The organism is Spongiactinospora sp. TRM90649, from assembly GCF_029382225.1.
Lineage (GTDB): Bacteria > Actinomycetota > Actinomycetes > Streptosporangiales > Streptosporangiaceae > Spongiactinospora.
Genome location: NZ_JARLTC010000029.1, coordinates 130,390 through 143,572, shown reverse-complemented (window position 1 = coordinate 143,572; position 13,183 = coordinate 130,390). Strand labels below are relative to the sequence as shown.

10 protein-coding genes are annotated in these 13,183 nt (G+C 71.9%); 1 reads left to right on the top strand and 9 read right to left on the bottom strand.

Going from position 1 to position 13,183, the window contains the following annotated elements; genetic code table 11:
- Window positions 1–481 precede the first annotated feature (481 nt).
- Window positions 482–3,649 (top strand): isoleucine--tRNA ligase, encoded by a 3,168-nt coding sequence (gene ileS / locus P3X83_RS30120; RefSeq protein WP_277308650.1) that lies wholly within the window; start codon window positions 482–484, stop codon window positions 3,647–3,649.
- Window positions 3,650–3,721: 72 nt separating this feature from the next.
- Here the strand turns inward: ileS and P3X83_RS30115 are convergent, their stop codons facing one another.
- From P3X83_RS30115 to murG, 9 genes are all read right to left on the bottom strand, one after another.
- A complete protein-coding gene (locus P3X83_RS30115; protein ID WP_277308649.1) occupies window positions 3,722–5,179 on the bottom strand; it encodes a hypothetical protein in 1,458 nt (485 codons plus the stop codon).
- Window positions 5,180–5,226: 47 nt separating this feature from the next.
- Window positions 5,227–6,090, bottom strand: coding sequence for a DivIVA domain-containing protein (locus tag P3X83_RS30110; protein WP_277308648.1), 864 nt, complete (start codon window positions 6,088–6,090; stop codon window positions 5,227–5,229).
- A 48-nt stretch (window positions 6,091–6,138) separates the two neighbouring features.
- Entirely contained in the window at window positions 6,139–6,426 is a 288-nt protein-coding gene (locus tag P3X83_RS30105; RefSeq protein WP_277308647.1) for a YggT family protein, read from the bottom strand.
- Between the two features lie 94 nt (window positions 6,427–6,520).
- Window positions 6,521–7,024, bottom strand: coding sequence for a cell division protein SepF (gene sepF, locus P3X83_RS30100; RefSeq protein ID WP_277308646.1), 504 nt, complete (start codon window positions 7,022–7,024; stop codon window positions 6,521–6,523).
- 117 nt (window positions 7,025–7,141) lie between these two features.
- Window positions 7,142–7,846 (bottom strand): YggS family pyridoxal phosphate-dependent enzyme, encoded by a 705-nt coding sequence (locus P3X83_RS30095; RefSeq protein WP_277308645.1) that lies wholly within the window; start codon window positions 7,844–7,846, stop codon window positions 7,142–7,144.
- An 86-nt stretch (window positions 7,847–7,932) separates the two neighbouring features.
- Window positions 7,933–9,399 carry a cell division protein FtsZ gene (gene ftsZ / locus P3X83_RS30090; protein WP_277308644.1) on the bottom strand — a complete coding sequence of 489 codons (1,467 nt, stop codon included), beginning with the start codon at window positions 9,397–9,399 and terminating at the stop codon, window positions 7,933–7,935.
- A gap of 264 nt (window positions 9,400–9,663) precedes the next feature.
- Window positions 9,664–10,623 carry an FtsQ-type POTRA domain-containing protein gene (locus P3X83_RS30085; protein WP_277308643.1) on the bottom strand — a complete coding sequence of 320 codons (960 nt, stop codon included), beginning with the start codon at window positions 10,621–10,623 and terminating at the stop codon, window positions 9,664–9,666.
- A gap of 50 nt (window positions 10,624–10,673) precedes the next feature.
- Entirely contained in the window at window positions 10,674–12,083 is a 1,410-nt protein-coding gene (gene murC, locus P3X83_RS30080; RefSeq protein ID WP_277308642.1) for a UDP-N-acetylmuramate--L-alanine ligase, read from the bottom strand.
- A 7-nt stretch (window positions 12,084–12,090) separates the two neighbouring features.
- On the bottom strand, window positions 12,091–13,182 hold the full coding sequence (gene murG, locus P3X83_RS30075) for an undecaprenyldiphospho-muramoylpentapeptide beta-N-acetylglucosaminyltransferase (protein ID WP_277308641.1): 1,092 nt from the start codon (window positions 13,180–13,182) through the stop codon (window positions 12,091–12,093).
- Between the last annotated feature and the right edge of the window lies 1 nt (window position 13,183).

Below are 13,183 nucleotides of genomic sequence, written 5' to 3'. Positions count from 1 at the left end.
TTGGACATTCGCCGCGCTCGTTTGCATCCCACCCCGATCCGCCACGTCCTTCCCATTGCGCCGCACCTCTACGCCTGGTTTGGCAGAGCACAGAGCACCAGGCGTGGAAACCGGGAAGCGACCTGTGCCCTCGGTGCGTTATCTTTCTAAGCGGGAGTGCGTCCCCCCACCGGCGGGCGCGCGACCGACCGCCCTGCAAGGCGATGATGGGGACGAGTAGCTCCCGGCACCCCTCGCGCGAGCGACCCGGAGACGGTGTGAGTCCGGGGCGAGAGCCGGAGTGAACATCACCCCTGAGCCGCCGGAAGAACGACCCGCCACGCGCCGGGTCAAGTAGACCCGGCAGCGGGCACGACGAGAGGGTTCCCGGGTCCCGGGGGCCAAGGAGGGTGGTACCGCGGAGCGCCCCGGCGGCGGCTTCGTCCCTCCACGCACAGGCAGAGCACCATCGAGGCCATTTTCCGCGTGGAGGCACCATCCGATGTCGTCACACCATTTCCGATCCCTGCCCGCGCAGGTAGACCTGCCCGCCCTGGAACACGAGGTCCTGGACCGCTGGCGCGACGGCAAGGTCTTCGAGCGCTCGGTCGAGCAGACCGCGACCGGCCCCTCCTGGGTCTTCTACGAGGGCCCGCCCACCGCCAACGGCAAGCCCGGCGTCCACCACGTCGAGGCCCGCGTGTTCAAGGACGTCTTTCCCCGCTACCGCTCGATGCTCGGCTACAACGTGCCCCGCAGGGCCGGCTGGGACTGCCACGGGCTGCCGGTCGAGGTGGCGGTCGAGCGTGAGCTGGGCCTGTCCGGAAAGCCGGAGATCGAGGCGTACGGCATCGCCGAGTTCAACGCCCGCTGCCGCGACTCGGTGCAGCGGCACGTGGACGCCTTCGAGCAGATGACCGAGCGGATGGGCTTCTGGGTGGACACCTCCCAGGCGTACCGCACGATGGACTCCTCCTATATCGAGTCCGTGTGGTGGTCGCTCAAGACCATCTGGGACAAGGACCTGCTGTTCCGCGACTTCCGCATCACGCCGTACTGCCCGCGCTGCGGCACCGGCCTGTCCGACCACGAGCTCGGCCAGCCCGGCGGGTACGAAACGGTCAGCAGCCCGTCGGTGTACGTACGGCTGCCCGCCACCTCCGGGCCGCTGGCCGAGCTGGGGGCGTCCCTGCTGATCTGGACGACCACCCCGTGGACCCTGGTGTCCAACACGGCGGTGGCCGTACGGCCCGACGTCACCTACGTGGCCGCCCGCCCGGCGGGCGGTGACGAGACGCTGGTGGTGGCCGAGCCGCTGGCCGCGTCCGTGCTCGGCGAGGACGCCGAGGTCGTGGCCACCTTCACCGGCGCCGACCTGGAGCACACCACCTACGCCCGGCCGTTCGAGCTGGTCGACATCCCCGGCGCGCACTACGTGGTGCTGGCCGACTACGTGACCGTCGAGGACGGCACCGGCCTGGTCCACCAGGCCCCCGCCTTCGGCGCCGACGACCTGACCATCTGCAAGCGGTACGGCCTGCCCGTGGTCAACCCGATCGGCCCCGACGGGCGGTTCCTGCCCGACGTGCCGATGGTCGGCGGCGAGTTCTTCAAGGACGCCGACGAGGCCCTCACCCAGGACCTCCACGAGCGCGGCCTGCTGTTCCGCGGCGGCCACTTCGAGCACAGCTACCCGCACTGCTGGCGCTGCCACACGCCCCTGCTCTACTACGCGCTCCCCTCCTGGTACATCCGCACCACCGCGATCAAGGACCGTCTGCTCGCCGAGAACGAGAAGACGAACTGGTACCCCGAGACGATCAAGTGGGGCCGGTTCGGCGAGTGGCTGCGCAACAACGTGGACTGGGCGCTGTCCAGGTCGCGCTACTGGGGCACCCCGCTGCCGCTGTGGACGTGCACGGCCGACGAGTCGCACGTGACGTGCGTTGGCTCGCTGGCCGAGCTGGGCAGGCACGCGGGCCGCGACCTGTCCGCGCTGGACCCGCACCGCCCCTACGTGGACGACGTGACCTTCGACTGCCCGACCTGCGGCGCGGAGGCGCGGCGGGTGCCCGACGTGATCGACGCCTGGTACGACTCGGGCTCGATGCCGTTCGCGCAGTGGGGCGCGCCGCACGTCAACGAGGAGGAGTTCCGGCGCACCTACCCGGCGCAGTTCATCTGCGAGGCCACCGACCAGACGCGCGGGTGGTTCTACTCGATGATGGCGGTCGGCACGCTGGTCTTCGGCCGGTCGTCCTACGAGAACGTGCTGTGCCTGGGGCTGATCCTGGCCGAGGACGGCCGCAAGATGAGCAAGCACCTGGGCAACGTGCTGGAGCCCATCCCGCTGATGGACCAGCACGGCGCCGACGCGCTGCGCTGGTTCATGGCCTGCTCGGGCTCGCCGTGGGCGGCCAGGCGGGTGGGGCACGCGGCGCTTGAGGAGATCGTCCGCAAGGTCCTGCTCACCTACTGGAACACGGCGTCGTTCTTCGTGTTGTACGCCAACGCCGAGTCCTGGTCCCCTGCGGCGCTCGCGGACGCCCCGCCCGCGGCCGAGCGCCCGCTGCTGGACCGCTGGGCGCTGGCCGAGCTGCATCGCACGGTCGCCGAGGTCACCGCGGCACTAGACGCCTACGACACCGCCCGCGCCGGGCGCAGGCTGGCGGCCTTCCTGGACGACCTGTCCAACTGGTACGTCCGCCGGTCGCGGCGCCGGTTCTGGGCTGGCGAGGCGGCGGCGTTCGCCACGCTGTACGAGTGCCTGGAGACGGTGACGCGGCTGATGGCCCCGATCACGCCGTTCGTGACCGACCACGTGTGGGACGTGCTGCGCGCCCCCGACGCCCCCTCGTCCGTGCACCTGGCGACTTGGCCGCAGGCCGACGAGAAGCTGCTCGACACGGCCCTGAGCGAGCGTATGGCGCTCGTGCGACGCCTGGTGGAACTGGGACGCTCGGCACGCGCTTCGTCCGGTGTGAAGACGCGTCAGCCCCTCGGACGCGCACTCGTGGGCGCGCCCGGCTGGTCGGCGCTGCCCGGCGAGCTGCGCGACCTGATCGCCGACGAGCTGAACGTCCAGGCGCTGGAAGACCTCTCGGGCTTCTCCGCCGATCTGGTCTCCTTCAGCGTCAAGCCCAACTTCCGCGCGCTGGGCAAGCGGTTCGGCGGGCAGACCAAGCTGGTCGCCGCCGCGATCTCGGCGGCCGACCCGGTGGGTCTCGCCGGGGCGCTGCGCGGCGGCGGGACGGTCACCGTCCAGGCGGCCGAGGCGGGCGAAGTGGAGCTCGGGCCGGACGATGTGATCATCACCGAGCAGCCCCGCTCCGGCTGGGCGGTCGAGTCCGGGGCCATCGAGACCGGCACCGGCGAGACCGTGGCCCTCGACCTGGCCATCACCGACGAGCTGCGGCTGGCCGGGACCGCGCGCGAGGCCGTCCGTCTCATCCAGGAGGCCCGCAAGTCCTCCGGCCTGTCCATCACCGACCGGATCGACCTGTGGTGGACGGCGGGCTCCCCCGACGTCGCCGAGGCGCTGCGCGCCCACGCCGGAACCGTCTCCGACGAGGTGCTCGCCGCCTCCTTCACCGAGGGAGACACCTCCGGCCTGCCCACCCACCGGGACGACGACCTGGGACTGACCTTCCAGCTCCGCCGCACCGGCTGACCGCGAGAACCGCCTGACGCGAAAGGGGAGGCCCCGGATTCCGGGGCCTCCCCTTTCGGTGGTTCGTACGGCTCAGGAGCCCTTCGAGGTGGGGCGTCCGGGATCGGAACGTTCCTCGTCCACGGTGACGACGATCCGCGTGCGGTCGTCGTCACGCGCGTCGGACGGCCCCGAACCGGCGGACTCGCCGGACTCGGCGGGATCCTGCTGGTCGGTCCGGGAGAACCACGAGCCCGGGGCCCCGGACGACGCCGGGGCGGACTCGGCCGGCGCGGACGAAGGCTTGCGGCCCTCCGCGCGCTCCTCGGGCACCGGCGCGCTCAGCGGGGCGGCGGACGAGGAGACCGGTCTGGTCGCGGAGGACTCCGGCGGCTGCCCGGGGGCCTTGGACTCCCGGCCGGAGCCGGAGGGCCTGGCGGACTCGCCTTCGGAACGATCCTTGGGAGCGGCGGGAGACGCCGGGGATTCGGCGCCCGGACGCGCGGCCGGCTCCGTGGGAGCGCGCGGCGGCGGAGGCGTCGTGCCCGGCCGGGAGGCGGGGCGCTCCACGTCGGCGGGCGTCATCCACGCCGGGAGGACCGGGCGGGCCGGTTCGGAGCGCGGGGGCTCAGGAAGATCTGGGGCCGCCGGGGACGAGCCCTGGCGGGGTGCCGGAGGAGCCGGGGAGGGGGGCTCGCCGGTGGCACGTGCGGTTCCGGACGGCGCGGGCGCGTCCTGACGGGTGCCGGCGGAAGAAGGAGTGCCGACGGCGCCGACTGTGTCGTCCTTGGCGGCGGCCTCACGGCCGGCGGGCTCGGCGGGCTCACGCCCGGCAGGCTCGGGGGTCACGCGGCCGGTGGGCGCGGCGCCAGGGTGGGGATCGGAACCCGAGCCTGCGCGCGGGGCGCGGACCGGGCTGGTCGTGGGCTCCGTGAACGCGAACCCCTCTGCGCGAGAGGTCAGGGTTTCGGGAGTGGGGGGTGTCTGGACTCCGCCCAGGGCGGTGTCGGGGAAGCAGGCGGTGCAGGGCGTGAAGCCCTCCTCCCGCGCCTCCACGTACGTGAGCTCCTCAAGCCCGCGTCCGGCGAGGTGCCGGCAGCCGGCCACGTGGTAGCGCCGGCGTCCGGGGATGACCAGGACGATCGCGTCCGGCGAGACGCCGGTCCGCGCTCCGGTGCCGGCCGGGGAGCCCCCCGCGGCCATCGGATGGACACGGGGCTGGGCGGACATCTGGGCGGGCATCGTGGACGGGTGCTGGACATGCGGTGGTGGCGACGCCATCGTCGGCGGCGTCATCGGACCGGCCGTGGGCGGCGCGGACGGAGGCATCGGTGGCATCGGGGGCACCGGTGGCACCGTCGCCTTGGCGTACGCACGCCCCCCGCGGGGGAACAGATCGTGCCTGCGCAGCATCACCGCGATCAGCAGGAAGACCGCGGACAGCACGCTGAGCACGATCGACCACATCACGAGTTCCGGCTGAGCGAGCACGACGCCCGCGATCAGCAGGACGATCGCGGCGAGCACCAATCCAGCACTTACAAAGATCACAGAGAAACTCCCGCATGCGGGTCAGGGAGGGAGACTCGTCCCGGAGTTTACCTGCGGTCGTTGTGCGGGCCGTCCGCCGTCTGGAACGCGCCCTGGTGCTGTCCGGCGTCGGGGCCGAACGAACCGGGGCCGGGCTGCAACGGCTGCTGACCGGGGCCACGGGACATGGCGGGACTGGCCGGCATCTGGCCGCCGACGATCGGGAATGCTCCGCTCCCGTCGCCCGCGATGTCCAGCTTGGACAGCTGGTCCTCCAGATACAGCTTCAGGCGGCTGCGGTACTCGCGCTCGAAGCTGCGCAGCTCCTCGACCTTGCGCTCCAGCTCGTCGCGCGTCTGCACCAGAGAGCCCATGGCCTGGCGGTGCCGCTCCTGCGCGTCACGCTCCAGCGTCTCCGCGCGGGCACGGGCGTCGCCGATGACCTGCTCGGCCTGACGGCGGGCCTTGCCGAGGATCTCGTCGGCCTCACGCCGGGCCCGGGTCACGGTCTCGTCCGCCTCCCGGCGGGCGTCCGCGATGGCCTGGTCGGCGGTCTGCTGAGCGAGCGCCAGAACGCGGGCGGCCGTGTCCATGTTGTCCTCGGCGGGCGGCATGCCCATGCCGACGGGGACCGGCTGCTGCTGCGGCTGCTGCGGCTCCGGAGGCTTCATGGGCTCCGGCTGCGGAGCCATCATCTCCGGCTTGGGCTCGGCCACAGGAGCGGGCGCCATGCCCACGCCCATGCCGCCGGGCACCTTGCCGCGCAGGCATTCGGCCAGCTTGGCGCGCAGTTCCTCGTTCTCCTGGATCAGGCGGTCGAGCTCTGCCTCCACTTCGTCGAGGAAGGCGTCTACCTCTTCCTCGTCGTAGCCCGGCCGCAGCCGGGTCGTACTGAACTGCTTGTTCCGCACATCGGCGGGCGTCAGCGGCATTTCGGTCTCCTTGGCGCGCTTGGAGTCTGTCCGGAGGGACGGTACCCGTCAACGAAGCGCGGACACGATCTGGATCAAGACCAAGACCACAATGAAGAGCACTGTGAAGCTTAGGTCAAAGGCCACCGTACCCAACCGGAGCGGCGGAATGAAACGGCGGAGGAACTTGAGCGGTGGGTCGGTGACCGTGTACGTGGCCTCGGCCAGCACCAACACCAAACCCGTAGGGCGCCACTGGCGTGCGAACGCCTGCACCGTCTCGAAGATCATTCTGCCGATGAGGAGCACCAGATAGATCGACAGGACAACGACCAAGATCTCACTAACGATCCCCACAGTGTCGCCCTGCCTCCATTCCGGTACGCCGCCATCCCCATCCCCGCACTCCCAGGGAACCGATGGGCCGGTCTGTCACGTCCATACTGGAACTCTAACTCTGGTTGAAGAACCCGCGTTCCGCGATTCGGGCCTTGTCCTCGGCGGTCACCTCGACATTGGCGGGGGACAACAGGAACACCTTGTTGGTAACACGTTCAATGCTGCCATGTAGGCCAAAGACGAGACCTGCCGCGAAATCGACCAGTCGCTTCGCGTCGCTGTCCACCATCTCGGTGAGGTTCATGATCACCGGCGTGCCGTCACGGAAGTGCTCTCCGATGGTCCGCGCCTCGTTGTAGGTGCGGGGATGCAGCGTGGTGATCCGCGCGAGGTCGGTCGTGCGGCGTTCCAGGACCGCCGTCGCGGGCCTGGGCGCGGGCAGCCCGGGGTCGGTGTCGTCGTCGCGCTCGTGGACCGCGCCCTGGCGCTCATCCGCGGGACGCCTCGACTCGTCGTAGTCGTCGTAGTCGTCCTCGGGATAGCTGTCGTACCTCTCGTAGCGGTCGTCCTCCACGAGACCGAGGTAGACCGCCATCTTGCGCATCGCGCCGGCCATCGCTACGTCTTCCTCCGTCGCACTTACAGGTCGGTTACGGCCGCCGTACCCCCCTTTGAGCCGACCGCTGTTTGACCTCTCCTGGAGCGTGGACGTCAAGGCCCACTTGAGTGGACATTACCTGACGAAGGGCTTCCGACGACCGAGCAACGCCGTACCGATCCGCAGGTGTGTCGCGCCGTTTGCTATCGCCTCACCCAGGTCACCGCTCATCCCCGCGGAGATGATCGTCGCCTCGGGGTGGTCCGCGCGCACGGCCAGCGCGATCGCGTGGAGCCGGGCGAACGCCGCGCCCGGCTCCTCCCCCAGCGGCGCCACGGCCATCACCCCGCCCAGGCGCAGCCCCTCGGCCTTCGCGATCGCCTCGGCCACGGCGGGGACGTCGGCGGTCCTGGCTCCCCCGCGCTCGGGATGGTCGTCCAGGGCCACCTGCACCAGGCAACGAAGCTCGCGTTCCTCGTGCGCCGCCGCCGCGCTCAGGGCCGTGACCAGGCGCGGGCGGTCCACGGAGTGGATCACGGAGGCGTGTGCGGCCACCAGGCGCGCCTTGTTGGTCTGCAACTGACCGACGAAGTGCCAGGTCAGTGGAAGGCCGGCGCATTCCTCGGCCTTCCCCGCCGCCTCCTGCGCGCGGTTCTCCGCGACGTCGAGCACCCCGAGGCCGGCGAGGATGCGCACGTCGGAGGCGGGGTAGGTCTTGGTGACCGCGATCAGCGCGACCTCCGACCTGTTCCTGCCCGCCGTACGGCACGCCTCGGAGACGCGCTCCTCGACCGCCCTCAGCCCCTCGGCGATCTCCTCGCCCCGTGTCAGCCCGCTCACTTACCGCCGCCCACCTGTCGCCTGCTCAGCCAGCGGCACCATCGTGCACCCTCCCCGGCCCGCCGCCGTAGAGAGGGTGAGCGAGATCACTTCAGGAAGTCGGGAACGTCGAGTTCCTCTTCGTCCTCGAAGACCACGCGCGGACGGCCCTGGTCGGGCATCCGGGAGCTGATCGGCGTGGGCGGGGTCGGCGCGGCGGACTCGACCGGCGTGCGGGGCAGCGCGATCGGGCCCGACGGCTCGTCGGCCGCAGGATCGGGCTGGCTCGCCAGCGGGCGGACCGGCGCCGGCGGCTCCGGGCGCGTCTCGGGCCTGGGCTGCGGCCGGGGCTCGATCCTGGGCTCGGGACGCGGCTCGGGCCTGGGCGCCTCGTGGCGGTGCGGCTCGGACCTCGGCGGGTCGAACCGCGAGGACTCGTGACGCGAGGGCTCATGACGAGACGGCTCGTGACGCGGCGACTCGGACCTGGACGGCTCCGGGCGGTACTCGGCGGCCTTCACGCTCGGCGGGCCGGACTGCGACCGGGCCGGCCCGTGGGCCGGGGACGACGCCGGGCGCTGCTGACGCGCGGCGGGCTGCTGGACCGGCGGGCTGGAGACCGGGCGCTCCGGCTCGTCGAACCCGGCGGCGATCACCGTGACCCTGACCTCGTCGCCGAGGGCGTCGTCGATCACCGTGCCGAAGATGATGTTGGCCTCGTGCGCGGCGGCGTTGGAGACGAGCTGCGCGGCCTCGTTGATCTCGAACAGGCCCAGGTCGGAGCCGCCCGCGATGGACAGCAGCACGCCGTGCGCGCCGTCGATGCTCGCTTCGAGCAGCGGGCTGGAGACGGCCATCTCGGCGGCGGCGACCGAGCGGTCGTCGCCCCTGGCGTGGCCGATGCCCATCAGCGCGGAGCCCGCGCCGGACATGACGGACTTCACATCGGCGAAGTCGAGGTTGATCAGACCGGGCGTGGTGATCAGATCGGTGATGCCCTGGACACCGGAGAGCAGCACCTGGTCGGCCGCCTTGAAGGCGTCGAGCACGCTCACCTGCCGGTCGGAGATCGACAGCAGCCGGTCGTTGGGGATCACGATGAGGGTGTCGACCTCGTCGCGCAGGGTCTCGATCCCGGCCTCGGCCTGGGAGGCGCGCCGCCGTCCCTCGAAGCTGAACGGCCGGGTCACGACGCCGATGGTGAGCGCCCCCAGAGAGCGGGCGATGCTCGCCACCACGGGCGCGCCACCGGTTCCGGTGCCGCCGCCCTCCCCCGCGGTCACGAACACCATGTCCGCGCCCTTGAGGACCTCCTCGATCTCTTCCCGGTGGTCCTCCGCCGCCTTGCGGCCGACCTCCGGGTTGGCGCCCGCGCCGAGGCCGCGGGTGAGTTCTCTGCCGACGTCGAGCTTGACGTCGGCGTCGCTCATCAGCAGCGCCTGGGCGTCGGTGTTGATGGCGATGAACTCGACGCCCTTGAGTCCCTCCTCGATCATTCGGTTGACGGCGTTGACGCCGCCGCCGCCGATGCCGACGACCTTGATGACCGCGAGGTAGTTCTGCGGTGCTGCCACGACGAGGGGCCTTTCCGCTCGTTGACTTGCGATATTTCCAGTGACTTACGGTGTTCGTGCGGGACGGCGCAGCCGTGCCCGCGATTCCCAAAACCCTCACCCTCAAGTTGAGATTTAGATTTATGTCAACCTGAGGATTGATACGGACAGTAGGAGTTGCGCTCTACGCGGGTCAACTAACCGCGCCGCAAGCGCGCCCGGCGTGTCGCGGCCTGTCCTTTTCGCACGACGCGCACGGCGCCCGCCGCGACCCACCAGATGATCTCACTCTACGGTGACGACCTCGGGCGAGCTCACGTCGTAGGTGTCGGCGGGTCGCTTGAGCAGCGTCGTGAGGATCCGCGCCTTGTCCTCGGCCCGGTCCGTGCCGCCCCACACGACCGTCCTGCCGTCTCCCAGGCGCAGCGAGACGTTCTCCGGCGTGGTGGCGCGCACCTCGATCACCCGGGCGGCCAGCTCGGCGGGCAGCGAGAGGATCACACCGAGCGCCGCCCTGGTCGCGAGGTCGTCGGGGCCCGGACGGGCGACCCGCAGCAGCGGCAGCCTCGGCGAGGCCACCGGGCGGACCTCGATGACCACGCCGTACCGGTCCACCAGGGCGACCTTGCCCGACACCGGGACCACCGCGACCGGCTTGCGCTCCAGCACGGCGATCCGCAGCGTGCCGGGCCAGGCCCGTTCGACCTCCGCCGACCCGACCTGCCGGATCCCGAGGACCCGGGCCCGCACCCCGTCCACGTCGACCGTGGCCAGGGGGTGTCCGGTGGGCACCGCGGCGGCGTTCTGGATCTGCTCCGCGGGCACGGTGAGATTTCCCACAACCTCGATCTCCCGCACGCCGAGCACGGAAGAGAAGAAGACGGTCCAGGTGGCGGCCCCGACCACGGCGGCGAAGAGCCCGATCACCAGGACCGCCCGCCAGCCGGTCCAGCGGCCCCGCGCCCCGGCGTCGTCGCCCTCTCCCGGCGGCGCGGGAGGCCCCGGGCTGCCCGGTTCTCCCGGCACGCCCTCGGGCGCGCGCGTGGAACCGGCCTCGATCGTCCCGGCCCCGCCGCCCGCCGTCGTCCCGGCGCCGCCCGGCTCTCCCCTGGAGACGGTCGCGGCCCGCTCCGCGTGCGGACGGCGCCGCCGCGCGAGCCGCGAAGGCGGCGCCCCGGCGATCGGACGCCGGAGCCGTGACGCGGGCGCCTGTGTCGTGGTTCGGTTTCCCCTCTGCACGGCCATGCGGATGTCCGGTTCCCTCCGATAGGTACTGCGTGTTAATGGGGGGAGGGTCAACGGCCGGACAGCTCGGCCACGATGAGGGGACCGAGTTCGGTGACGTCGCCTGCGCCCATGGTCAGCACGATGTCGCCGGGACGGGCACGCGCGGCGACCAGGGCGGGTATCTCGGCGCGATCGGTGACGTAGGCGACCTGGGCGGCCGGGAGGGGGATCTTGCCCGCGACCAGCGCGCCGGAGACGCCAGGCTCGGGGTCTTCCCTCGCGCCGTAGACGTCCATCACCACGGCCTCGTCGGCCAGGCCCAGGGCGGTGCCGAACTCGTCGGCGAAGAACCTGGTGCGGGAGTACAGGTGCGGCTGGAAGACGGCGATGACCCGGCCCTCGCCAGAGGAGAAGGAGGCCACCACGTCGCGCGCGGCGCGCAGGTCGGCGGCCAGCTCGGTCGGGTGATGGGCGTAGCTGTCGAAGACGGCGACGCCGCCCGCCTCGCCCTTGGACTCGAAGCGGCGCTTGGCCCCGGTGAAGGCGGCCAGGCCGTCGCGTATCTCGTCGAACGGCAGGCCCAGTTCGAGGGCCACGGCGATGACGGCGGTGGCGTTGAGCGCGTTGTGCGCGCCGGGGACCGACAACCGGACCGGTCCATGGCCCTCGACCTCGAAGGCCACGCCGAAGCCGTCAGGGCGCACGTTGAGGACGCGCAGATCGGCCCCCTCGGTCTCGCCGTAGGTGCGAACTCGGAGCCCGCGCTCCAGCGCCGCGGGCAGCAGCGCCGTCGCGCCGGGGTCGTCCAGGCAGACGACCATGGAGGTGCCGATCCGTTCCACGAAGCGAGCGAAGCTGTCGTACACGGCGTCGGGGTCGCCGTAGTTGTCGAGGTGGTCGGCCTCGACGTTGGTGATCACCGCGATGCCGGGCGTGAGCATCAGGAAGGAGCCGTCGCTCTCGTCGGCCTCGGCCACGAAGACCTCGCCGGTGCCCTCGTCGGCCCCCAGGCCGGTGGTGACGAGCTGGCCGCCGACGCAGTACGACGGGTCGGCCCCGCACTTCTGCAGGGCGACGGTGAGCATGGAGGTCGTGGTGGTCTTGCCGTGGGTGCCCGCGACGGCCACGGCGGTGCGGCCCGCCATCACGGCGGCCAGCGCCGCGGCCCTGGGGATGATCCGCAGGCCCTGCCGCAGGGCCTCGCCCAGCTCCGGGTTGGAGTCGCGGATCGCGGTGGAGACCACCACGGTGTCGATGTCCTTGATGTGGGAGGCGGCGTGGCCGATGTGGACCGTGGCGCCCAGCTCGCGCAGTTCGGTGACCAGCGCCGAGCCGCGCGTGTCACTGCCGCTGACCGTCACCCCCCGCTTGAGGAGGATGCGCGCGATGCCCGACATGCCCGCTCCGCCGATGCCGACGAAGTGGACCCTGCCGAGTTCTCCGGCCGCCACCGGATCGACGAGTTTCACCAGGCTCATCTCGGGGTCACCGCCTCTCCCGGCCGGCGGCGATCTCCAGCACCCGCTGGGCCAGCGCCAGGTCGGCGTCTCTGCGGCCCAGTTTGGCGGCCGCCTCCGACATCATGGCGACCCGCTCGGGGTCGAGCAGGATCGGCAGCAGGTTTCGCACGATCCATTCCGGGGTGAGCTCGGCGTCGTCGACCATCAGGCCGCCGCCGCCCTGGGCGATCGGGGTGGCGTTGATCCGCTGCTCGCCGTTGCCGTGCGGCAGCGGGACGTAGGCGGCCGGCAGGCCGACCGCGGTCAGCTCGGCGCACGTCAGCGCGCCGCTGCGGCACAGCGCGAAGTCGGCCGCGGCGTAGGCGAGGTCCATCCGGTCGATGTAGGGCAGCACGACGTACTGTGGGTCGCCGGGCGGGGGCTCCTCCTCGACGGTGTTCTTCGGCCCGAGCACGTGCAGCACCTGGATGCCCGCGCGGCGCAGCTCGGCGCCGGAGGCGAGCGCCGCCCGGTTCAGCGAGCGGGCGCCCTGGGATCCGCCGAAGACCAGCAGCGTGGGCAGGTCGGCCTCCAGGCCGAACCAGGCCCGCGCCTTGTCGCCGGTGGACAGGCGGTCGAGGTTGGAGATGTCGCGGCGCAGCGGGATGCCGAGGTACTGCGCGTGCGGCAGGGACGTCTCGGGATGACCGGTGAACACGTGCTCGGTCAGCCGCGCGCCCAGCCGGTTGGCCAGGCCGGGCCGGGGATTCGCCTCATGGACGACGATCGGCACGCCTCTTCGGCGCGCGGCCAGGTAGCCGGGAGTCGCCACATAGCCGCCGAACCCCACCACCACGTCGGCCTGCGCCCGGTCGAGCACCCCGGCCGCGGAGTTGATCGCCCCGGCCAGGCGTCCCGGCACGGTGAGGAGCTGCGGCGTGATCGCCCGTGGCAGGGGTACCGCGGGGATGAGCTGCAACTCGTAGCCTCGCTGCGGGACCAGGCGGGTTTCCAGGCCGCGCTCGGTGCCCAGGCAGGTGATACCGGTGTCCGGGGCGAGCTGGCGCAGAGCGTCGGCAAGGGCGAGTGCCGGCTCGATGTGCCCGGCCGTCCCGCCGCCCGCGAGGACCACCCTCATG